Annotated in this window: 21 protein-coding genes and 1 pseudogene; 1 reads left to right on the top strand and 21 read right to left on the bottom strand. The window is 49.5% G+C overall.

What is annotated here, in order from left to right; translation table 11 throughout:
• Window positions 1-153: 153 nt before the first annotated feature.
• The 19 genes and pseudogenes from AC5JR3_RS20240 to AC5JR3_RS20330 all read right to left on the bottom strand — a co-directional run bounded on the left by AC5JR3_RS20240 (window position 154) and on the right by AC5JR3_RS20330 (window position 20,726).
• A complete protein-coding gene (locus AC5JR3_RS20240) occupies window positions 154-1,353 on the bottom strand; it encodes a homocysteine biosynthesis protein (protein ID WP_495848367.1) in 1,200 nt (399 codons plus the stop codon).
• Entirely contained in the window at window positions 1,353-2,519 is a 1,167-nt protein-coding gene (locus tag AC5JR3_RS20245) for an AI-2E family transporter (RefSeq protein WP_495848368.1), read from the bottom strand. The genes AC5JR3_RS20240 and AC5JR3_RS20245 overlap by 1 nt, the downstream gene beginning before the upstream one ends.
• A 62-nt stretch (window positions 2,520-2,581) precedes the next feature.
• Window positions 2,582-2,959, bottom strand: coding sequence for a hypothetical protein (locus AC5JR3_RS20250; RefSeq protein WP_495848369.1), 378 nt, complete (start codon window positions 2,957-2,959; stop codon window positions 2,582-2,584).
• A 382-nt stretch (window positions 2,960-3,341) separates the two neighbouring features.
• Window positions 3,342-3,866, bottom strand: a pseudogene (locus AC5JR3_RS20255) (DUF655 domain-containing protein); the annotation flags it as partial.
• A 29-nt stretch (window positions 3,867-3,895) separates the two neighbouring features.
• Window positions 3,896-4,219 (bottom strand): hypothetical protein, encoded by a 324-nt coding sequence (locus AC5JR3_RS20260; RefSeq protein WP_495848370.1) that lies wholly within the window; start codon window positions 4,217-4,219, stop codon window positions 3,896-3,898.
• Between the two features lies 1 nt (window position 4,220).
• On the bottom strand, window positions 4,221-6,215 hold the full coding sequence (locus AC5JR3_RS20265; RefSeq protein ID WP_495848371.1) for a hypothetical protein: 1,995 nt from the start codon (window positions 6,213-6,215) through the stop codon (window positions 4,221-4,223).
• On the bottom strand, window positions 6,199-6,876 hold the full coding sequence (locus AC5JR3_RS20270) for a hypothetical protein (RefSeq protein WP_495848372.1): 678 nt from the start codon (window positions 6,874-6,876) through the stop codon (window positions 6,199-6,201). The genes AC5JR3_RS20265 and AC5JR3_RS20270 overlap by 17 nt, the downstream gene beginning before the upstream one ends.
• A gap of 4 nt (window positions 6,877-6,880) precedes the next feature.
• Window positions 6,881-7,396, bottom strand: coding sequence for a hypothetical protein (locus AC5JR3_RS20275; protein WP_495848373.1), 516 nt, complete (start codon window positions 7,394-7,396; stop codon window positions 6,881-6,883).
• The gene (locus AC5JR3_RS20280) at window positions 7,397-9,082 is read right to left on the bottom strand and encodes a hypothetical protein (protein ID WP_495848374.1); all 1,686 of its coding nucleotides are present in this window, start codon (window positions 9,080-9,082) and stop codon (window positions 7,397-7,399) included. It lies immediately after the preceding gene.
• Between the two features lie 126 nt (window positions 9,083-9,208).
• A complete protein-coding gene (locus AC5JR3_RS20285) occupies window positions 9,209-9,871 on the bottom strand; it encodes a hypothetical protein (protein WP_495848375.1) in 663 nt (220 codons plus the stop codon).
• A 3-nt stretch (window positions 9,872-9,874) separates the two neighbouring features.
• Window positions 9,875-12,619, bottom strand: coding sequence for a hypothetical protein (locus AC5JR3_RS20290; protein ID WP_495848376.1), 2,745 nt, complete (start codon window positions 12,617-12,619; stop codon window positions 9,875-9,877).
• Between the two features lie 31 nt (window positions 12,620-12,650).
• Window positions 12,651-13,130 (bottom strand): hypothetical protein, encoded by a 480-nt coding sequence (locus AC5JR3_RS20295; protein WP_495848377.1) that lies wholly within the window; start codon window positions 13,128-13,130, stop codon window positions 12,651-12,653.
• On the bottom strand, window positions 13,127-17,884 hold the full coding sequence (locus AC5JR3_RS20300) for a tape measure protein (protein ID WP_495848378.1): 4,758 nt from the start codon (window positions 17,882-17,884) through the stop codon (window positions 13,127-13,129). The genes AC5JR3_RS20295 and AC5JR3_RS20300 overlap by 4 nt, the downstream gene beginning before the upstream one ends.
• 1 nt (window position 17,885) lies before the next feature.
• Complete coding sequence (locus tag AC5JR3_RS20305; protein WP_495848379.1) at window positions 17,886-18,257, bottom strand: hypothetical protein; 372 nt, start codon at window positions 18,255-18,257, stop codon at window positions 17,886-17,888.
• Window positions 18,257-18,493 (bottom strand): hypothetical protein, encoded by a 237-nt coding sequence (locus AC5JR3_RS20310; RefSeq protein ID WP_495848380.1) that lies wholly within the window; start codon window positions 18,491-18,493, stop codon window positions 18,257-18,259. Before AC5JR3_RS20310 ends, AC5JR3_RS20305 begins: the two co-directional genes overlap by 1 nt.
• Before the next feature lie 116 nt (window positions 18,494-18,609).
• A complete protein-coding gene (locus AC5JR3_RS20315) occupies window positions 18,610-19,044 on the bottom strand; it encodes a hypothetical protein (RefSeq protein ID WP_495848381.1) in 435 nt (144 codons plus the stop codon).
• Between the two features lie 195 nt (window positions 19,045-19,239).
• On the bottom strand, window positions 19,240-19,929 hold the full coding sequence (locus AC5JR3_RS20320; protein ID WP_495848382.1) for a hypothetical protein: 690 nt from the start codon (window positions 19,927-19,929) through the stop codon (window positions 19,240-19,242).
• Window positions 19,930-20,331 carry a hypothetical protein gene (locus tag AC5JR3_RS20325; RefSeq protein ID WP_495848383.1) on the bottom strand — a complete coding sequence of 134 codons (402 nt, stop codon included), beginning with the start codon at window positions 20,329-20,331 and terminating at the stop codon, window positions 19,930-19,932.
• A 2-nt stretch (window positions 20,332-20,333) separates the two neighbouring features.
• The gene (locus AC5JR3_RS20330) at window positions 20,334-20,726 is read right to left on the bottom strand and encodes a hypothetical protein (protein WP_495848384.1); all 393 of its coding nucleotides are present in this window, start codon (window positions 20,724-20,726) and stop codon (window positions 20,334-20,336) included.
• Here AC5JR3_RS20330 and AC5JR3_RS20335 point away from each other — a divergent pair.
• Window positions 20,710-21,150, top strand: a complete 441-nt coding sequence (locus AC5JR3_RS20335) for a hypothetical protein (RefSeq protein ID WP_495848385.1) — start codon at window positions 20,710-20,712, stop codon at window positions 21,148-21,150. The genes AC5JR3_RS20330 and AC5JR3_RS20335 overlap by 17 nt on opposite strands.
• Window positions 21,151-21,170: 20 nt before the next feature.
• Here AC5JR3_RS20335 and AC5JR3_RS20340 read toward each other — a convergent pair whose 3' ends face one another.
• The gene (locus AC5JR3_RS20340) at window positions 21,171-21,851 is read right to left on the bottom strand and encodes a hypothetical protein (protein ID WP_495848386.1); all 681 of its coding nucleotides are present in this window, start codon (window positions 21,849-21,851) and stop codon (window positions 21,171-21,173) included.
• Window positions 21,852-22,658: a phage tail fiber protein gene (locus tag AC5JR3_RS20345; protein ID WP_495848387.1), complete on the bottom strand. Its 807-nt coding sequence runs from the start codon at window positions 22,656-22,658 to the stop codon at window positions 21,852-21,854. It lies immediately after the preceding gene.
• Window positions 22,659-22,720: the final 62 nt, after the last annotated feature.

Here is a 22,720-nt window from a genome sequence, read left to right on the forward strand (position 1 = left end):
TTCAGGGTTACATCCCAGTGCGATCGCAATCGCCCGTAGGTTGGGTTGAACGACAGGTAGTAGCGCGTCAAAGCTACTACGTTAATTAGTAATTTCATACTTCATACTTCATACGTTCGGCTGAGCTCACGTCGAAGCCTTCATCCTTTCCCCTCACTCCAAGCTAATTTGCGAACCCCAGCGGTCTTGCGGTAAAAATGAGCGGTCTGTGGGAATGGTGGCGACAGGCTCAGTCAGCATAAATTCGCCCCGTTCTATCCACTGCTTCAACGAGAGTGCAACTTGTTGCGAGCGAAACAGTGAGGCGAGGGGAGCAGCTCTCACCGACTTGCCCTCAATAGTGATGCGACCTGTTTTGAGCTGGGCGTAACTTACTAAACCAAAGGTCGGACGAACGCGGCGAGGGATGGAAAAATCCACCACCGGAGCGACAATGTCTTTGTCTTGGACAGCACAACGTTTGACCACTTCTGCATTCAATACGGGCAACGGCACGCCCACCCCTAGCATTAGGGACGGGCCGTAGTTTTTGAAGTAACATCCCCTGACCCACTGGGGATGCATCTGCTTGGCATCTCCAATCAAGGCAAGAGTGGCGGCTGGGCCTACAGGAGTGCGGTTAGGAAGGCGTTTTTGTAGCGGGAAGTGTTGGGTGCCTTCCCAGGCGATATAGCCAATAGCACCACCGAGAAAAATTTGGGTGCCGATGCCCACAAGCTGGAGGTCGGGATCGTTGAGAAGGGGGGAAATCGCACCGGGGTTAGAGTAGACGGCGTTGGAGAGTCGGGGTTGTAAGGGGCCCAAGTAGGTGAAGAGAGGGCGATCGCCTCCATTTACTCCCACAATAAAATTTTGATATAAATTACGGGGATTAAACAGGTAAAACTGATTAATCGTCTCGCGGGTAATTGTCGTTTCAAACGAGGCTCTAGGGTAGCAATCGGTTACCTGTCCAGTCGCGCGTAGCTGTATCGCCTTCCCCGCAATCAGGTCTTCAATCACATGACCCCCGCCCCGTTCCTTTGACTCTTCCACATCAGGAATGTCACCCATGCCCGTATAATCCACCATCTGAGTTGCCCCCAGATACAAATCCACGGCTCCAAAGCCAGCATAGGCAGGAACGCCATCTAACCAGCACTTGCGAATTTTGATCGGTGGGTCGGTATGCCCTAAGTTGATCATCGCCCCCGAAGATTCCATCGGCTCAAAGGTGCCAGTGGTAATGACATCAGTTTCCTTTGCCGCTTGAGTAACTCCGACTTCGGCAACTCGTACTTTTAATTCGGTTACTGTCCGCACTACCGCCGACTGGCGGCTAATTTTGTCGTTGATTTCAGCAATAGTTCGCATTACGACTTCTCATCCGCCTCATCCAAACTTGGTTTGTCGTAAACGATAGAACATTCTTCCGTTGCATCCTTAGTTGGGCTAGAAGGCTTAGGCACTACTAAATTTTCAGAAACCAATACTACTTCTTCCTTGAGCTGTTTGTCGTGGGAATGCCATTGATCGAGAATATCTTTGATGATCACTTCCCGAAGCCAAACTTGACCGACAACCGCTAGGGGCAAAGCCAGTAGTAATCCCAAAAAGCCGAAGAACGTGGCAAAAAAGACCTGAGCGATTAAAGTCACAGCAGGTAATAACGATACCTGATGTGCCATTACATAGGGAGTAAGAAAATTAGATTCAATCTGCTGAATCACGATATAGAGAATCAGTACAGCAAGCGCTTTCCAAGGAGTTTCAAGTAAAGCGATCGCCATCGGCGGGATTACACTTAACACGGGCCCAATATTAGGAATAAACGTCAAGATTCCTGCTAGAGATGCCTGCGCCAATGCTAGCGGCACTCTCAAAATCACCAAACCGACAAAACTCATTAACCCAATGACGAGCATATTGAAGAGAATGCCCACCATCCACCCGCGCAACCCTACCTGGCATTGAAGCAAAATTTGATCAACTCGGCGGCGATAAAACGAAGGAAAAAGCCGTATGAAGCTCTGGCGGTAAGCGGCTGGCTGGGCGAGTAGCATTAGCGTCAAAACGAGCACCAGCAGTAACCGCACCAAAAAACCCAATGAGGTAGAGAAAATAGTCAGCCCACCACCTAATAGCTGATTGACTAAAGGTTGTAGTTGTTGAATGAGTTGGTCAATGCTGGGAATATACTCCATTAATTGCGGGGATATACGCGCTTGTAGCACCTCAAACCAAATGCTTAACCGTCGTATCCCTTGAGGAACTAACTCCATGAGCTGTTGAAACTGGTCAGCAAAAGGCGGCACAATCAGCCAGAAAAAACCCACCAAAACGCCAAATAGTAGCAGCAGCGCCAGCACAACCGCAAAAACCCGCTTCATCCCCGACTGGTGAAATCTCTGCACCAGAATACTTAACGCATTGGCGATGACGACAGCGGCAAATACCAGTAGCAGTACCTCTCGAATTTGCCACAGGATATACAAAGAAACAAAAAAGGTAAACAAGCCAATCCATTTGCCGATATTCAAGAGTGTTTGCCTCCTAGCGACTAGCCGCCGCGAATGAATGACTGTCGTAGGGTTTAATGCCGCTAGAATAGCTCATCGAGCCGCTTTTCTAAGCGAACTACTCGCTCTTTTAGTTCAATAACCAACGTTGCCAAGCGATCGAACATGGGATCGTTACTCGGCAGTTGTCTAGGGGAAGGAGGAACGGGTGCAGGAGCGGATAATCTCGGTTGATTATCTCTGACATTTGAGGACTCTAACCCACTAAGTCGGGATACTTGAGACTCCAAGCGACTGAGTTGCGATCGCAGTTGAGCATTATCGGCTTCTAAACGCGATACGCGAGACTCCAAAATTGAGGAGGCGGCTCCAGGAGAAAAGACTGGCAGCACGAACAGTAAGAGCAGAGCAGCAAAACAAAGCCCCGCCAATAAATTCCGCTTTTTGAAACGTGTCAACATCGCCTTTCAGGTGAGAGTTAAATTAAGAGCTTCCCTTCGCTTATTAGACCTCTTGCACAAATCCTCTAGACTCCTCCCCAACCCTCCCCTTGGCAAGGGGAGGGAGATAGTTTCCCCCCCCTTACCAAGGAGATATTAAGGTGGGTAATTCCAATTCATGCAAGAAGTCTATTGTTAAAACCACACAGAGAGCAAAAGGCAACAGGAACGGGAGTTTGATCCGCTGCTTCAATTTTATGTTTGTCTCGCCTTAGGCTCTGATACTGTAATACCATTTCCCTTTTAAGAAGCTACACATAGATCCCCCCAACAGGGTTAAAAAGGGAAGCAAGAAAAGGATCTGTAGCAAGCATTTAGAGAATTAGTATAAAAAAATAGAGGTTTACCAACTAATTCGACCCTCTAACTTTTCTAACAGAGTTGGCCCTACTCCTGGCACCCGATCAAAGTCTTCTACCGAGCCAAAAGGTTGCTGCTGACGAGCGCGAATAATTTCCTGCGCTAACTTTGGCCCTACCCCTGGTAACGTCTCTAATTCCTCTTGGCTAGCGGTGTTAAGGTTCACCAGTTGCCCCACTGCTGGCGCATTACTGGGACTAGAAGGACGGGATTCCACAGCGGGGCATTCTTGCTGCTGTGCCTGAATTTTCTGCTGTACTTTCACGGGTACCCCCAGCACAGCCCTCGCATAAAGCCGCCCAAATTCCCGCTCAAAATGGGCAGCAACAGTCGCGCTTTGAATGATCAGTAACGTTTCATCATTGAGATTATTGGCGGCTTGCGACCAGTTGTGGGAGCCAGTAACGACCGTACTTGCATCCACTACTCCAAACTTATGATGCAGCAAATCTCCCTGAGGAAGTTGAGGAACACCAGCTGTAGCTGTACGGTGACACATAGATTGATTAACTGATGACAAATAGAATGATTAATCAATCAACGCGGCATTGCATCCATCATGCCTCGATCGCTCCCTTGAGGAATGTTCACGGTAACGGGGCGATCGCCTTGGATTAATCCGTTTGTGATTGAGGCACTTTCGACCTTCCCACCACTGGGCAGCGCGCAAACATGGTTTCCTGTCGTGCAGTTGAAACCGACGTACCGCCCTGTAAATTCCTGTTGGTTATCAGTGGCAGTCTGAGCCGCCACGACCCCTCGTGATCGCCGATCGCGGCTATTGTTCTTTTGGCTCTCAGCTAGACAAATCGCTAGACTTGAGCAGCTATCATCGCAGGGGTTTTGGAAAGGACAGGTCATTTTAGTTTTTTAGTTTCGTTGAGATTATAGGACTGGCGGCAATTAGCTTTAGGGTGTCGTCGGCAACCAAATCGCTCTTTAAAAGGGATTTGATCTTAAAGCTAAATTCTTCTGGCTTTTTTACGTTGCAAGCCACTCCTTCTTGGTAAGGAGTGGCTGTTACCATGATTTCCAGTGTGGCGTCTGGCCGAAATAGAGCTTCAAGCAAGGGTAGTGTCTGAGAATCTTTGCCCTTTGGTTTGACTTTAACTGTTTGTCTTGGAGCGATCGTAATTGCTTGGGAATCGCTCAAATTGAGAAAGCTATTCAACCTGCCTTCTTCTCCAACAGCAAAGTGCTTGAGGCAAGGGCTGAGAGTTTCTAAATCGGGTTCAATTTTGTAGTTGAGCCAAGGCAGTTGCCAGTTTTTTTCTAGTTCAGTGGTGAGGCTAGAGGGATATTCGTAAGTTGTTGCAAATAAAGGTTCCTTTGAAATAACAAAGCTTGTTATTTTGCACCAGTGTCCCTGTTCTTCTTGCTCTTCTTTTTCCTGGCCTCGCTTAAAAACGATAATGCCACTGGATTTAGATAAGGTAACAAAGGCTTCATAAGGATCATCGTCAGTTAGTTCTAAAAGGAGTTCGGGAGAGAAACCCGGCTTCGCCAAATAGAAGGCATTTGTCAGTTTAGTGGGCTTTTCTTCCACCACCGATTTGGGTGCTAGGGGTGGGACTCCCGGTACTGGAGGCTCTGGGGGTGGGCCTGATGGGGGTTCCGGTTTTTTGATTGGGTAAGGAGGGACTGTGATGTTGGTGATGGTGAGATCGGTAACTTCTTCGACACTGAGGTCAGGCCAAGGCACGTTAGGATCGCCAATTCGCTTATACTCCCCGGCTTCAGTCCGTCCAGCACGATAGGCGGCGTAGGGGCCTATCGTGAAGTAATTAACTCCAACCAGGCAGCCTAGTTGGCAAGCAGAGGTGCAAGCCTCTGGGTGACGGCTGGGAAAGTAAACGTCCCAGTCTGCTGGTTGGGGGTCGAGTTGAGGAGCAAGAATTTCTATCCCAAAAATTGTCCAGAAAGACTTCTTGCGCGACTCTGTTCCATCTACAAAGGCTGTGCTGTTTGTTGGGGGATACCGAATTGAAGTTCTCGTGGATACAGTCTTTGTTTCGGGTGGTTTGGTCGGTTCAGGGGTGGGGTTGATATAAGGGCCGCGATAGAAGTCGCCGATGAAGCAGGCTGAGGCTGCTACGCCAAACGCCGGTGGCTTGGGAGACTCGGTAATTTTCCTATTCCTCAATCCGGCGATCGCATCAGCGAAGAACTTATCAAAATCAGCTTTGCCCTTTTCCCACTCTTGAAGTGCCAGTTGATACCCTGGCCCTCTGGCGTAGTTGTAGGCGGCAAGCTCATCTTGGTACTGCTGTTGCTTTGTTGCCTCTGCTTCGGTGTAGGAGTCGAGGGCTTGTTGGTACTTTTCCTGGCGCTTGATTGTTTCTTCTTCAATGCAGGTATTGAGAGAATCATAGCTTCCACTGCCGGGGTCGCTGAGCGGGGTCGAAGTGCAGACTTGCTGGCAGACTCCGGTACCATCTTCTTTGTCTGCTGCCCTTTCCCATGCAGCACAACTGCACTCAACTGCTGTGGGTCTTTCGTACTGCTTCTTGAGGAGAAATGCAATTGAGAAGGCTGGTTCATTTTTGGTGCGTTTTTCCTCCTCGGTCACTTCAGATGCGGGGACTCGCGGCATCCAGTCAGCAAAGCGTCCGCGCTTTTGAATCGTGTCGCCGGGTTGTACCAACCCGTTGCTGATATTACTTGCCGTTACTTGACCGCCGTTTGCTCCCTGGATTAGAGATTCTCCTGTGCGGGAGTTGTATCCTTTGTAGGTTGTTGGCTGCGTAGCGTTGTCATTCTGTCGCTGACGCTGCACGGCTTTCTGAATATATATCTGGCGCGATTTTGCTTTTTGCTCTTCTGCCAGCCTTGCTGCCTCATCAGATTCCTGCGACATATCCAGAATTCAAACCTGCGAAATTGAGGAGAAATTGCCCAGAGGCACCATCGGCGATTTGCTTAGGCGGATCGAACTTTGCCCAAGCAATTAGCTTCCCGCTAGCGTAGCGCAGATAAATGTTGCCCGATCCGTTGTCGGTTAAATCGATTGCTGCACCCCCTGGCGTGGCAGCAATTTGGAAAGTCGGTCCAGATGGGTTGGAGGCGTAATAGATTTGGTTTTCTATCACGCCTCCGGGGAGTGCAATATTTGAGGTGATTAGTATTAGCTCATTGGCGGCCAGACCGTGAGCAACAGGGGTGGTGAAGGTGTTGCTGCCAGAATCGACGATGAGAGGCAGGTTTGCTTTGGCACTGGCGTTTTTCAGGATGGCGAGTCCATCCACTAAGAGTCCGCCTCCGATGGCAGATTGAGACTGAGAATCTAATCTTTCCTCGCGGCGATTGGTGCTACTCCAGGTGCCTGTGCCAGGGTTAAGAAGTTTTCTAGAGTAACCAAATTGCTCGATAAATTCAGAATCTAGGACTTGTTGGAGTGTAGCGGTTTCCGGCGTCCACAACGCGGATTCGCACAATAAAAGGCGGAAGGTTCCAGACCCCCAGAAAACTAACTCTTTTTCCTGGATTCCTGCTTGGAAATATCCTCCTGTATCTGGCATCAATCTACTCCTTTACCACAGTGATTGAGGTATCTGGGTTAATTTTAATTGGAATATTATTTTCATCGGCGATCGCCTGCCACTTCTCTATTTCCGCACTTGTCAATTGGGCGATTGACGGAATGAATTTGTTCCAAAGAGCAACAGCTATAGCTAAAGACTCTCCATCCTCTGCCTTTCCCCACGCCTGAGAAACTGTGTTGTTCCGCGTTGGGGAAACAGATGCGAGTGAATCCATTACTCGCTCATAAGCAGAGTGGGTAACGATCATAAATCTAAAAGCTGCGTAATCAGCTATTGCGATTGGCTCCGGTGGCGGGATAGTAGGTGCCAGTACCAAGTCTTTTAAATCTTCGCTACCCATCCATTTACCTTGATTACTTACGCAATCCTGCCATTGTTCCTCCGAAATCTCAATCGCCGTACTAGGAATTGAAAAATTGATTTCTGAGGAATAGAATCCTCTTATTTTTCTGGTATTTGGAGCAATATCTGCGTATTTCTTTATTTCGCTATCCACTTAAATTCCTACAGCAATTAAATTAAAACGAACGTTACCTGCGCCTGGATTAGGGCGCACTGTCACTTTACAATCATTTAGAGTACTGCCTGGCCCGATTGCAAAGACGCTGCTCCCTAGTACCCCCGTATCTCCGTTGGAGACTACAGGGACAACGAATCCAGTAAAGCTCACCGGATAAAGCAAGGTTCCATTCCCGTTGGCGTCAAGGCTGACGACATAGCTTCCGATTTGAACAAGCCATCCATCAGGTAACTTGTGATATCCAGATCCATTAGCTATAGAAGAAATACCTCCTAAATAGCTGTAGACATTAGCTCCGCTAGTTCTTGCCAGTAAGTTTCTTCCGAAACTTGTCGTTGTTAAAGCAGAAAGGTCTGTTAAAGTCTGACTCTTCAATTGCTTTTTGGTGTCCAATTCTGCAACCGCCGCCTGCACGGTGGTTGCTTCAAGATTTCCAGCAGGGGTAAAAGCAATTTTATTGGCTCCGGGGACTTGCGCGTCGGCTAGTTTTTGGTCGGCACCAAGTACCGCAATGCCACTTGCCGCGCCTTTTTCAGAGGAAGCGATCGCCCCAATGTCAGTCGGTGTTAGCGCGTCCGTCCCTCCTGTTTTATGGCTGGATTTATGGGCATCAGGTGGACGAGAATTGTTCAGTCTCATATCATTTCCCGCACACGCCTGTGATGCCCCTGTCCCCAGTGTCCGCCGACTCGCCACGTTCGCCGCTGCATCACTTGCTAGAGTTAGTTTGCTTTCTGCGATCGCGGCAGTTGAGGAGATATTCGCATTTACAATTCCCTCGGTTGGGATGTGCGTGCCGTTCCCGCTAGATGAGCTGTGAGTACTCAAGTCGGTGCCAAAAGCGTACTGCCCATGCGGATGGCTCGCATTGGTGTGGGCATTCATGTATGCCGCTGCCGTTCCTACGGTGTCGGCTCCAGTTTGAGCTGCCGTTACAGCGTGCGGATTAGCTGTACTCGTGTGGTGAGTTGCCGCCTCAGCAAGCGTGGTGTCGGGGGTATCAAACCAGTTGGGTTTCCCGGTAATTGACCTGATTCGCCCTGCTAACCAACTCAGCAGTTGCATTAAATTCCCGGTATTTCCAGGCGTGGCAAGGGTTGGATCGATGGTGCGCTGTTGAGTCTCAGTATCTGAGAGGGTAGGTAGTTGGGCGCTGGGCACTTTCCCTTGAGAGTCTAATGAGGCAACCCCGTTGGCAATTCCTTTTTCAGCAGAGGGAATTGCGCCGACTTGAGCGGCGGTAGTACCATGCGGGTTCGCACCTACGGCATTTCGATGGTTGGCGTTTGCCGTTACCGTACTGTTGGCGCTAACTCTCGTATCGGTGTAGTAGAGCCTGCTACCTTCTCCTAAGTGGCTGGTACTTTTGGCGGACAACCACTGATCGAGGCGTTGGGTATTGTAGTACTGGGAATGATCGTCGTCCCCCAATCCCGCTAGCATTCCATGATCGGTCACGCTGAGTCGATGCCAGCGACCCGAACCTTGATCTGGGGCGATGATCAAAATGCCATCCGCATTGCTGACAGAATCGGCAACGAATTGAAACCACGATCGCTCGCTAGGAACCAGCAAGCAATATTTATCTACCCGCTCTGAAGCGGGGATAGCTTTAAGCTGCGTTAAATCTGCGGCGATGTTGGCATAGCCAGTTTCGGGCATGGGTCAGGAGGGGGTGAGATCGCGCTTAGTGTCACCTCATCCTGCTTTAGTCGTTGGGTGAATAGTCAGGTCTATATTTTTCAGTTTTAGTGACGGCCTGGAATTTGCTTTTAAGGACTTTTCTTCTTACCTTGTAAGGTTTTCAGGCTGTGAGGGTCGCTCGTAACCGCTTTGCTTTAAAGCACTTAACTCAAACCCTAGAATCAGGATTGCCGCGATCGCCCGTATTGCCCAACCCGCAATCAACCCAATGGAGCGCCAGCCATATCGCTGGACAATCAATACTCTGTATTCCCCAGAATGCAATGCCTCTTCAATCGCCAAATTCAAGGCGGTTCGCGGCGCAATTGGAGCAATAACAAAATAGAACACACTGACAAGCACTTCAGCCACGACGATGACCGCCAGCAGATCAGCGTTGTCTAATTCGCACGCCGATCGCCCGTTGAAGAAGAATTGGCAAGCACGGTAGCGTCTGGAAAGTTCAGGGGCATCTGGGCGCTTGGGCGATCGCATCTCCAAATTCTTGATTACCTCCGGACGATGAGCGCCAATGCCGTCATAAGCCTCCCTAAGAAATTCTTCTTTAGGGGGTGGGAACTTGCGGAGGTGTCGAAGTTGCTCGTACCACGCCCTGGCGTGGTCGTACTCGGAATCGGCAGTTTCATGAAGGATTGCTGCTAGCGATTCATCTCCGGCTTCAGACGCACGGATCGCCGCACGGCGGAAAAACAGAGAGCAGCCCACTTCGCAGCGAGCCAATTGGTAGATAAAGTTATCGCGGTTCATTGATTAAAAGCTCATGGCGGTTAGGGTTTTGGTTGCTTGATTCCAGGTCAAGCAAGCGGCGTCGAAGCGATCGCTATTGTTGGGGTTACGGATGAAAATTGAGAGTCCGTAACAGTCGGCGGGGACGGCGAACTGGAAGCTGCCACCTCCCGCAGGTAGCGTCGTTACCCAATGGCGACCCGTCCAAGGTGGGTTGGTATTGTTGGATGGCGGCGGTGGGCAATAAGGCTCAACGCTCCAGCGCTGCACTTCTACTCCTGAGCCGACTGTTGCACCCAATCCAGGATCGAGTTCTACCGTGATGGTGTAAGCCTGCAATGGCTCCCATTGCTCGAAAATCAGCACCTTACCTGTTCCTAGAGCGCAGGTGCCACAGGTGATGGTGCCCGTCGTTTCCTGAATTTTGCCGATTAAGTCTAGGGGTTTTGGTAGAAGGAATTCTGGCGTGGGATACATTACGCCCCACTCGTTTGCGGTTACGTTACCCCAATCCCTTGCTGCGAGGTAGCGCCAATCCTTCAACAAGCGGAAGAAGGAACCACTCCCCAGTTGTGTGGATGCCTGAATGATTTCGGCGGTATTGTAGGGCAGGAATCGGAGATCGAAGCCAGAGCCGCTGCCCAGATTGACGACCGTAGGCAAGGTATAGGGCGGGATGAGGACTTCAGTGGACGGGGGCAGAACGACATTGCCAGAGCTGCCGTAGAAGGGACTGGCACTAACCCGCCCAATCCAAATGCCGTCGAAGCTAGCCGCGAATCTGGTGGGTGTCAGGGCGATGCTGAGTCCATCCATCAGGAAGGCTTGGGCGCTGCCATCGGGTTCCGTCCAATCACAGCGAGCCAAGGGGGAGGCATTAAAGATCGCGTCGTCCAAATCAATCGTGCAGCTTTGCCCCTTGTGTCGGCCCCAGAGGATCGCCCCTTCAATTTTGGCGATATTTTGCAGTTGAGCCGCGCTCGTGACGAGGGCAGAATCAACGCTATATTCCCGCTCTCTGTCTCGGAAACCACTGCCAGCTACCGGAGGAAATTGCACGACCTCTATAATCGGTTCTTCTGTAATTGCCACCTCGGGCGAAAAGCGCTCCGGGGCGGGAGGCGTAGTCTGCCCGGAATTCGATACTACTGGCTGTTTGTGGATGGTAATTAAGGAGTCCCGCAGGCTCTGGATCTGCGCCACTCCTTTCTCTTTGAGCAGCTCAATCGTATCGGGCTGGGCAATTCCATAGAGCTGGGAAGTAGACTCTGTAAATTCCCACTCCGAAGGATTTCTCCTGAGCAGTCGCCATTCCTGGCGCTGACGTTCGCTATTTTGCATGGCGAGGGGATTCATTACCACCAAGCCGCCGTTAGCATCTGGATCGGCAAGATCGGGAAAGTTGAATCCCCTTGGGCGTTGAATGAGCGTGTCAATGACCAGGGCCGGAACTGATTCACCCCCTTCTGTCTGCATAAACCCCTGGTTGCTGCCCGTGCCGATGACACTCCAACCCCCCGCACCGGAAACAGCCACCGAGAGGTTAGGTTTTTTCTCGACAGCTTTTTTAAAGTTGTATTCGTACTTCGTTACCCGTTTCTCCGCCAGAACCAATCGCTCTAGCCCGGAAACGATGACCTTTTGATCCGTACGAGCTTCTTGAACCGCAAGCCACTCACGCAAAACCACCCCTTTGGGGCGGTAGATTTCTGTCTCAACTTTGATCAGCTTCCCTTCATCAATTTCGTTGCACTCATCAGCGCCAGGGGGCGGCAGTTCGTAGAAGCTCTTTTCAACTATTTGCTCAGAGTTAATGAAGCTGTACTTTCCGGGAAACTTTTCAGGAAGGACTATTCCTAGTGGCTGCTTTTTGGTGGCGGTGACGGTTTTTATCCGACCCTTCCGATTAATTTCTTCTTGGCGCTGGTGGGTTTCCACCAAAATGAGTTTGCCGCCATCGGAGGCTTGAGGATCGACTAGTGCGGCGGGGCCGTAGCGCTTGCTGTCGTTAAATTCATTGTCTTTGGATGCTTTAATTTTTTTGCGGATGCCATGTACCACAATGCGCTCACAGGGGCTTTCGGCACCACTGAGGCGGTCGTAGGTAATGGCGTGGCTGATGACATTTTTCTGTAGTAGCGCCGGAGGAAAGAGACTCGCCTTTTTGACGTTAATCAACCCATCTTTGGACTGGTATCCGACGTGACCATTCGCCCAGCACAGTTTTCCAAACATGCTCACATAGCTCTCATTGGTGAGCTTAGGCAGGGGCATGTTGAGCGATTCTCCCGCCAAGCCGCCACTGTAGGGCAAGGGCATCCCCGCCTTGTTCAGAAGCTTGGAGGCGATTAAATCTAATTGTGTGGCTTGCCCTAACTTGATGCAGGCTCCTTCCCCAGCAGGCGTGCGAAAGTTGAGCAGCGAGAGGGCGCATCCTGCTTCAATCCGAAGTTCTGAAATTCCGTCATACTCGGAGCTGAGAATATAGAGCCAACCTAATACAGGAGCGCGCGTTAGAGTGCTGGAGTTGTTTATGAATACGTCAATCCTGTTGCCCCGCGCCCAGCGATTGTTAATGCGGTCATTGAGGCTCTCGCCAAAGCCCAAGGCAGGCCCAAGGGTAAAGTTGGCGTTGAGGAGAATCAGCCCGGATTGGTCGTAATGCGAGTATCCCCCCGCCGCAGTTTTGAGAGCGATAGTGCAATCAGCGCCCCCAATACTGAGGGAATAGGAACGGGCGGATACATTGATTACGGCGGCGGCTGTCATTTGTTCAGCTTCGGATTATCCGAAGATAGGTTTAAGCGGAAACTAAAACTGACTCCTGCAAAGTGAGGGTACAACTCCGGTAATATCCCAATGCTGAAAAAACCGGAGGCTCTACCATCCAGGCCTTAAATTGTGGGAAGTAGCCTACATGAGAGGAGCCAATCAGAGATTCAGTTGCACCAGGGGCGATCGCCCTTGTTCTGGGCAGTCTTTCAATGTATTGCTGATAGGTATCAACCAGTAAAATATCGGCGGACGCATAGGGTGGCATCCTGCGCTGACGGTCAAATTCGGCGTATATAGCCTCTAATACCAGTGCTTCTTCAGGCAGTAAAACGGCAGTGATTGTCCAGATGAATTTAGGCTCAAACGATGATCCATCGCCGATGGGTGTGCCATGAATGCTGTACTCTAATCCTCCATAGGGTTGGATTCTCGCCCTTGGGAACTTAGGGTCAGAACAGCGATTGATAGTCAGAGATAATCCGTTAATGCTCAACTTTAGACTCATAAACCTGCCCCCCGTGCTGCGTTGCGGGATAAATTGGAATAAATACGACCTGCATCTTTAACCGGGTTAACTGCATTGACCTGAAGCGTTGAGGGTCTCGCCGCTAGAGACTGAATGCCCTCGTTGAGCTTCTTTAACTCTTCAATGGCGTCCTTGCCACTGATGGCCGAACGCATCTCAACGGATGCGGCTTTGATTGGGTTCATGTCTCGGAATTGATTAGCCAATTCATTTATGTTTCCCATACCGTTTTGCTGTAGCATCAACGAGAAGAATGGGTTTTCACGCATCGACGTGGCTGAATGCAGTAAGTTGAGTTGTTGGTCTCCCGGCTTCTGCAAGGTCTGCTCAAATTGGCTGCGAGCGCGTCGCTCTTGCTCCCATTGGGCACTGCCAACAACCAGGCTGTAGCTGCTTGTTGGTTTGCTTGTCGAACTTCCGCCAGCTCCTCCTGCCGTACTGGATGTAACTTCTTTTGTTTTTTTCTCCTTGGCGCGGATGTCCGCCTCTAGACGCTCTTTCTCTCGCTGCTGATTGGCTTGTAGAGCTTGCCGCTCCATATCCCTCAACTTGCCTTGCTGTTCGTAGGCTTGCTGCATTTGGGAACTAATCTGCTGCCTGAGAGACAGTGCCTTTTCAAGTGAATCTAGCTCTGCTTGAGAGGCTTTGGCAGCCTTAGCTTTTTCCAATGCTGCTTGTGCCTCCAGTTCGGCAATCTGAGCCATCAATACCGCTCGATTTGCCTCAATAGCATTTTGTGATTGGGACAGCTCGAAAATTTGTCGTTGAATGGCTTGAGACTCGTTGAGATTGTTGAGCTTGATTGCGGACAACTGTTGCTCAATTTGGAACTTTTCAGCGTCAGAAGACGCCTCCGCTAACTTGATTTCTAGACGCTGTTCCTCTAGGGAGCCAAGAGCGCCTGCTAGATTCAACTGGGCATTAAGAAGGTCAAGCTGACTTTTTCGGGCATTAGCAATAATGTCGTTTGCCTGTTGGTCAAGCTCAATCTGATTTCGACGCGCCTCGGTTTCTTGTTCAATATTCCGAAGCCGTTCTTCTTGAGAGCGTTTCTGTTCTTCCTCAAGTAGTTTTTGGGCTTGGAGCTGTCGATCGATCTGTTGCAGGTTTAACTGCCCCAGTTGCTCTTCTAGTTGAAGCTGCTGTTCAGTGGCTTCCTTTTGAGTCAGAAGCCCCGACATTTTGAGCTGATTGACTTGAGCAAGCTTTTGCTGAGTGGCAGCAATTTCTTTTTGGGTGGCATTGGCTTGAATCTGCTCAATATGTTTTTGCCCCTCTTCCTCTGAAATCTGCCGCGCTAGCTGGAGCCGTTTGACTGCAATGATCTGCTGGTCTGTAGACTGACGAATGGCAGATTCAGCACGCTTATTGACTTCCTCAATCTGCTCAAGTTGTTGGCGCTTGGCTTCTTCCGCTCTACGGCGTGCCTCTTCAGCAAGTTGCTCCTGCTTGCGAGCATACTCCTCTGCCTTGCGCTTCTCTTCTTCGGCAAGTTGTTCGGCTTTCCGTTTAACTTCCTCGCGCTGCTTTAGCTCGCGGTCGAGGAACTGCAAGTTGGCGTCTGAGAGTTTTTGGTTAAGTTCGAGTTCTTTGGCTTTGGCTTCCTCAACCGACAATGAGCCACTGGCGCGAAGCTTCGCAACTTCTGAGATTTGCTTTTTGATTTGAGCTAGTTCGGCATTAAGGCTATCTGTTTTGATCTGCTCAATTTTTTGGGTTGCCTGTTCTTCACCAATTTGACCTGCTAGTTGCTGGCGTTTGATAGCTGCAATTCGGTCTGTCTCGGTACGCTGGATAACTGCCTCAGCTTCAGAATTTGCCCGTCGCAAAGCTTCCAGCATCTCTTCCTCAGCCGCCTTCTTCTCCCGGACAACTTGCTGGGCTAGCTCAATGCGAGTCTGAGCAGTCTCCTGTTCCAGTTGCTTTACTTCTTCCGCTAGTTTCTTTTGCTGGTCTGTAGATAAGCCAGCAGTGGAATCGATTTTTTTGGTGACAACATCACGATTGAGTTCGGCGCGGATCTTTTCAAGATTTTCTTGATTGAGCCTGAGCTTTTCGGATAGATAGTTTTTCTCTGCCTCCAATGACTGCTGATTGGCTTGTTCTTCAGATAGCCGCCCCTCTGCCTGGGCTTGAATGATCGCCGCCCGCGCACTAACAAAGTTTTGCTCCAGGTCAGAAGTCGCTTTGGCAAAATCATTGCTGATTACCTGTGCAGTATTGGTGGCGGTATTTGCCAGTTCATCAAAAGCAGTCTTTTCCTTGGTAAGGACATTGAGTTGAATTTGCAGTTGACCGCTCAATTCCTGCGCTGCTTTCACCCCTACGTTGGCGGGGTCAATCGCTTTCAGGCGCTGTTCAGTTTGTGTGATTGCATTGTTTAGCGCTGCCTGTGTTGCCTGTACTTGTTTCTGAGCTTCCACTCGCTGCTGGAGAAGCTGCTTTTCATCCTCTGCGAGTTTTTTAATTGCTCCTTCATTTTCTGGATTTATGGACAGTTTTTGAGCTTCCAAGCTTTTGAGCTGAGAATCGATTGCCTTCAATTCAGCCAGTGGCCCCTGCCCAAATTTAAATTGCTCGCGTAACTGGCGAGCTGCATCGGCTGTTTTCCCGCTGACTTCTCCCAAGTCGGCGATCGCAATCCGAATATCATCCAGTCGTTTTTGGGCATTGGTGGGGATATCTAGAAGTTTATTGAGTCCGAATTTTTCATCTAAATTTTTTGACAAAAATGGCAAATCATTCCACTTGCGAACCAGGGCATCTAACCAATCGGTGGGAGCTGGCTCTTGTGGAAGAACATCTTTAATCGTTTGTCCTGTTTTGCTTGCTGTGCTTGTGAGACTTTCTAATGAAAGTTCAATGGACTTGATAGAGGTATCAAAACCTTCAGCGCCATTTTTTACGCGATCCATAATGCGGTAGAAGGTTTCAATGGCGGCATATGCAACTGCTACTTGGATGGCATAGGACTTCAGTACTCCAGTATTTGCGAACACTTTGTCCTTGATGACATCGAAGCCTCCTGCAAAGTTGATTAAGGCTGGAATAGCTTTGAAAATTGAGGCAATGAGAAGAGCATCAAGAGTTGTAGAGAAAAGCTCTTCATTGGCTGTAGCAACGTCTAAAGCACCGGAGAACATATTGAGTGCTGGAGTTCCCACTTCCACCCAAGCTTTCCCCATTTCGACTTGCAGAGATTGAAGGGAATTATTGAAGCGGTTTACTGATGCTTCAGCACTCTGGCTAGCTCCTACAACCCCTGTCTGCGTATTAGCTGCTAGCTGAGCCGTGAACTTTGGAATGAAATCCTCTGAGGCGACTGCCCCAGTGGAAATCAGTCCACGCAGCTCGCCCGTAGTAACGCCCAAAGCCTGCGATGCTGCTTGGAATGCACCGGGAAGCCGTTCTGATAATTGATTAAGTTCTTCAAGCTGAATCGTTCCACCGCTCAAACTTTGACGCAGAGCAAGAAATACGCCTTCAGTCTCGGCGGCTGAAAGTCTCATGACTGCTGATGCTTGAGCAACATCCTGAAATATTTGCTTGGTTTTTTCCCCTTTGAGATTGGTTAACTGAGCGGCAGCAGAAAGTTGAGCAAAGCCCTCAGCCGAAGCATTGAAGTCAGTTCCTAAATCGTTAGAGACCTTGCGAAGAAACTCTAAATCTTCTGACACGCCCCTAGCTGAACTAGAAGTTACATCTAAGCGATTGGCTAGATTTTCGGCTGCTTTTGCAGCATTGAAATTTTGCTCTAGATCGCCAAAAAACTGATCAAAGATATCGCTTGCTGTCTGCCAGGAACTAAAAAGTGTACCTGCATCTGCTATATCTTTAAGTCCGGCTCGGAATTTTTCTAGAGCAGACTTGCTTTTATCAGCGGTCTTGCCAAATTCATTGAGGGCGGACTGCCCTAGCCCCAAGCCACTACGGGCAGTTCCTGCCGCAGACTGGACATGCCCAAATGCTTGGGACATTCCGGTAGCCGCTTTTTCAACTTTTTCTGCTGATTCGACATATTCTCCAAGAACTGAGGTGCCTAATCGAAAATCGGCACCTAGGGACTGAAGAAGATCGCCAGCGGTCGCTAAAGCAGGATGTAGAGATTTAATACGGGCGATCGCCTTTTCAATTCCATCGTCGATCAGCTTTGCTAAGGAAGTTAGAACATCCTTGACGAGATCTGCATTATTTGCAATGCCAATGAAGAAAGTACTGGCAGCATTGGCTTTCCCTTGAATATTTGCCAAAGCATCATCGATCCCTTGGATGCCAAGCGTAATTCCCTGTAGTGCAGGCAGAGCCAATTTAACAGCATTGTCAGCCCCCGAAGCTAGCCCATATAGGCTATTGAGCTGTCCTAACCCCACTTGCTCCAGCATTCCCTGCTGAATTCCAGCAAGCGGCCCCTCGAACAAATCCTCTTTAAGAAAGGCAGCAATATTGCCTAACTCTAGAATTCCGATTTGTCCAACCGCTTGGAATCCTTTTTCTAGGTTGCCTAGTAGAAGTTCTGTGGTGCTTAATCCTGTGTTAAGGCGCTCAATATCGTTGGCAATACCAACGAAAAATGCTTGCGAAAAAGTGACAGCCGCAGTTGCAGGAAAAGCTCCCAAAAACATGCCGCTGATGGCGGACGCTGTATCTGCTGCCTCAGAACGAACTTGTCTGAGAGCATTTTGAATTGGTGCCCCATCAGCGGATAGAGTTAGCTGTAGCTGCCCTAGTTCCATGTCACCTCAACTGCTGGCGATACAAAACAGCAAAGGTTTCTTGGACATTCATCTCTTGCTGAGCAATTTGCGTCCAGGGTCTACCTGGTATCTGAGTGCCGTTTTTTGTGACATACCCCTCGTGAACTGGAGCGGCGTATTCGAGGCTCCAAGCAAAAACGGCTTCTGTTGGGCTGGCAAATACCATCTGCTGGGAAGATCGCAGCCTGCCAGTATCCACAATGTCGAGGGGGCCGCTCCAGCCAGCCCACGTTCTCGGCTCGGTAATGACTTCAGAAAACTTGCGCCCTAACAACAAAGCTGTTTCTGCAAAAGCTTTTTCAGTGGCAGCGTTGATCGCCCCGACGTTTATAGTGAGCTTGTAGTTTGTCATTACTTTGCGGCGGATTGGATTTGTTCGATGTCTAAGTAGCCTGTTACCCAGGTTGGGATTTTTGCTTCCTTAGCAAGTTTTAAAAATGTTCTGGCAGCAGCAGGAGAGATAAGCTCTTTGCACATCTGCTCATACAGTGCCTGCCCGTACGGGTTGAACATGCTCGATTTGACTTTCTTGGCTCCCTTGAGAGCGCAGATTGCCAATGCGGCTTGAGCAACGGGAGTTGCCTGCATATTGGCAACTTCTAACTGGTGCTGGTTAAATGCCGCTAGAGCCTGCTCTATGAGCAGGATGGGGCATCTGCCAAAGTTCTTGGCGTTGAAGCGTTCTTCGTTTGGAAATGCCAGTTTTAGCCGCCAGTAGATTTCGTTCCACTCGAAGGTTTTTTTGGGGCTGAATCCTTCTGTTCTACGCTGACCTTACCCCGGTTCATTTCGTGGGTTGCCCAAAAGTCAAACAGTTTTTCTAGCAAGAGCATTCCCCCAATTACTTTTCCTTGGGGTAAATCCCAGACTCTGGCAAGAGTCTTTTCCCGGTTCCAGTTAGGGTCTAACCGTGACTTGATAACTACGGTACAAACGTCGATTTTGAGGTCTAGATCAGCCTCAATATCCTGGTTTTTGATTTTCTCTCGATCTATGGCGCTGTAAATGCGGCGAAATTCACGTTCTTCGCAAACAGTCGAGCAACCATACCTGGGAAGCACAAGCTTGCCACAGCCAGGGGCAGATATTTCTTCATGCTCTTCGCCAAATAGAGTCTCATAGGGTTCTGTTTCTGACACGCTTTATCTCCACGTCGTATGCGGGTGTTTCAATATTTGGGAAAAAGACCTGATACTTTTCTTTGGTGTCAGGATCTGTCAGTTCGCACTCCTCAAGTGCCTCGTTAACCACGAGGATGCCGATCAAAATACTGTCACTTCCAATTTCGCAGTGACAAGCAAAAACAGCTTTGCTTTTGAGGAGTGAAACGAACATTAAGCAACAGCTAGAGGCGAAACCTCCAGGACATCGCCAACGAAGGATGCATTCAAATCCATCGTCACGAAGTTATCTGTTGGTGCGGAATCGGGCGCACCCGTAATAAGACCTGCTCCTTCAATTACGCGCCCCGTGCTGAAGGCATCGCTAGGAGGTGGAAGTTCGCGCCGAATCCAAATCGGGATTCCTTGATCTGCTGCGTGCAGGCAAGTAATCAATCCAGCATTCTTTTCGTAGTAAATACCAGGAAGGGAAATGTTCTTCTCAGAACCTGTCGATACACCGTCTCTGGTGCCTCCATCATCATAATGATTGACAGAAGCCATGTTGTAGGAGCGATCAACACCGGAATCGGTGCGATCCCACATTTTGACGGGGAACTGGGCAGTTGCCCCAGGGGGAATAGCTTCGTCCAGTGCCCGAACGCTTAAAGCTGTCGATGTTGGTTTTGCGGAGACGACGGCAATAAACTCGTTACCGTCCTCGTCCACAAACAAAAGCCGTTGTCCTGACTGAATAACATTAGTCGGAGCGCCAGCTAGAGTAATTGTTGTTGCTCCTTTGGCGGGGCCAGCGGCTCCGATGGCGAGGGTTTCTGGAGTGGGCTTGATGCGATCGCCCGGTTTTTTGCCGAGCAGCGCGATTGTGATTTTTACATCTTTGCCTCTGATAGGCGGATGTGCCATTTATTTGCGTCTCCTGATCAAGGGGTGTTCAAGCTCGATAGTTCGGCTTTCGATGTTGTCTAGCTGGCTAATTGGAAGGATTCGAGGGCGGACAAGACTTATCTCTGGTAGCTGGTCAATTAAGCGATTTGTGGCTTCTACAGTGTCATCATCAGGATTCCATTGGCGCAGTTCTAAGCGCGATTGATAGATTACAAGGTTGGCTTCTACTAAGGGTTGTAACGGAGATTCATAGGCAAAAATCAGGGTCACTTCTAGTCCCGACGCTTCAGTTCCTTTCGGCGGATAGCTGGGATGCCAGATACTAATTGCCGGAACAGTTTGCCCATTTGGAAAGGTGTAGGTTCCTAGGAGGTCTGAAAGGATTGCCTGAATTTTGTCTCGTAGCGTGATCGCATCCATCCTCAGACCTGCCTTGTAAAAATGCCGTGAAACTTAGTCCCTGCTTCCCTTTCAAACTCAGGTATAGGTAAGGTTTGGCGCTTCAAGGTGAACTTCCCTTTTAGCTCTCCGACTTCTGCTTGTGCTATGGCTCCATCTTTAATTGAGGCTGGAAGCTGCATTGGCAGGACAGCATAGCCAATCATCGGCTCCTCTTTCTCACCAATGCCAGGGAAGAACAGCTCGCGAGGGCGATTATCAGGCTTAAAGTAGCAGTGAACTGTTAGGGACTCTGTTACTGGAACAGGATTTCCTCTGCTATCGCTCCCCATCTGTGCAGTGGGTACTTGAAAGGTTAAAGTGGCGTTGACCCGGTCTTTAAATGGGGAGCGGCTAGTCTTGAGTTCTTTGAGCATTGCTCTAACGGTTCCTGGTATCAGTTCAGTTGCTAAAGTTCTTGAAATCGACAGTGAGGTTCATGTTTTGGGAAGCACCCTAGATAATGGCGAATTTGAGCGCAGCTACGACATTCCAATTAATTTCTCGCTCAAATCAAACGATGTGAATTTAGTAGGAGCGACTTTAGTTTTTGAAGTCAAACACTACACGAGTGGAATGGCTTCACTTCTTACCACTAAAACAACCTCAGACGATTCAATCAAAATTGTTTCTCAAACGCCTGGGGAAATGTCCGCTTCGACAACCCTAGAAAAAACGTTGTTTGATTCATTGCCGTCGTCGAATCCAATTACTTTGAGTTATCGGATTCGAGCAACTGTTGACGGGCTTGTATTACCCGTTGGTAAGGGAAGTTTTGTTTCTAAACCGGAATCTCCCTAACTTCGGACGAACCGAAGTAGTTAGGGAGGGGAATCAGGGTAGATGCTAAAGCTGCCTTGATCTTTGAGGGTGTACCGAACTCCCAGCCCATCATCAACCTCTAGCTCAAACCGGAATTCTGTTTCTTTAAAGACTGCCGCTGTATCTGTTCCGTAAATGAAGACATTAGCGGTTACTAGCTCCTTTCCTGTTTCCGGATCTACTCCCTGAACTGGAACAGTAATCCCTTTCCCTTGGGATTTGGAGATGAGCAGCGTTTTTCCTCCGATTTCCACCGTGCTAGCAGCCCGGAAGTAGATTTGGAAATTTGCTAATCTCTCCCCAATAACGCGGACTTGTAAGGTGTACAAATCTCCCGCTCTGAGCCTTTGTCCAGCTAAGAAAGTCCCTCCAGCAGAAATTGTGCCTTCTGGCTTCTGCATGGGGTTTAAGTACAGCACCGCTGGCACAGATAGGGCAAAAACTGTTTGGACTGGCTGAGGAGCCAACCGATGGTTTCGCTTCAAGGGAACAACTTTGCCATCGCTCTTGAAGCTCAGCGAGGTTGACTCAATCTTTCGGATGCGGTTGACGGTTGAAACACTGGTCAGGAAGCTCGTTGCAATTAGTCGAGGTGCGAACTTACGCCGTCGCTTAACCAGTGTGACCGCAACGGCAAAACTTGAAGAGATAGGAGATGGAGTGATTGCGACGAGGGGCATTTAGTCCACCGAGATAGAGAGGGAATTAGCCGCTACAAAAGGGATGTCGTACTGGTCGATAGATGTGGCAGGGACTTGATTGCGTCCGCAGTAGTTACCCCCGGTCGCATCGTCAAAAAAGATCAGATGGCTAATCAATCCTTGGCTGCCCGTGCTTTCAGACCATACGATTGGCTGGGCATTAGTTTTTCCCTGACCAGGTAAAACGGCTGGAAAGTAGACGGTATTATTAGCGAAGGCTACTCGCCCATAGCTAGGCTCAATCGGTTCGGCTCCAGGTGCGGTATCGTTCGGCGTACCTGTGACGTAGCCGACATACCAAGTCGGCGGGATCTGGCGGGGAACGCCGCCGAATATGTGATCCAGCCATGCATTCTTCACCAGTAGTGAGAAGAAGCCTCCGGGCTGAGCTTGAATAGTAATGCTGCCACTTGGGATTAACAAGCCATCATTCATCTGGACTAATTTGGCAGCCGGGAGCTGGGCATAGGCAACGGCGTTCCCTGCAACCGCGCTGTCCCAGATGACTAGATCGACCACTGACCCAATGTTCGCAGTAGCTAGGTTGGTTTGGATATCTGCCGTAACGGTTTTGAGTCCGTTAACAGCGGCGGGAAAGTTAGCCAGATTGTTAGCAACTGCTACCCGCGTCATATTTCCCGAAACGGGTTCTGCTCCCGCCCCCGCTTCACCAGATGCAGTTAGGGTAAATCCGAAGTAGAGCGTGCTGTTGACCGCCCAGTTGACTCCCCCTAATTCAGCATTGAGGATTTGAGCTTCTGCCCAATTTGTAAAACTTCCTGGCATCTTCTTCCTTATCTATAGAGCTTGTTTGCTTATCTATAGAGCTGAACTCTATAGATAACTAT

Source organism: Kastovskya adunca (genome assembly GCF_059505785.1).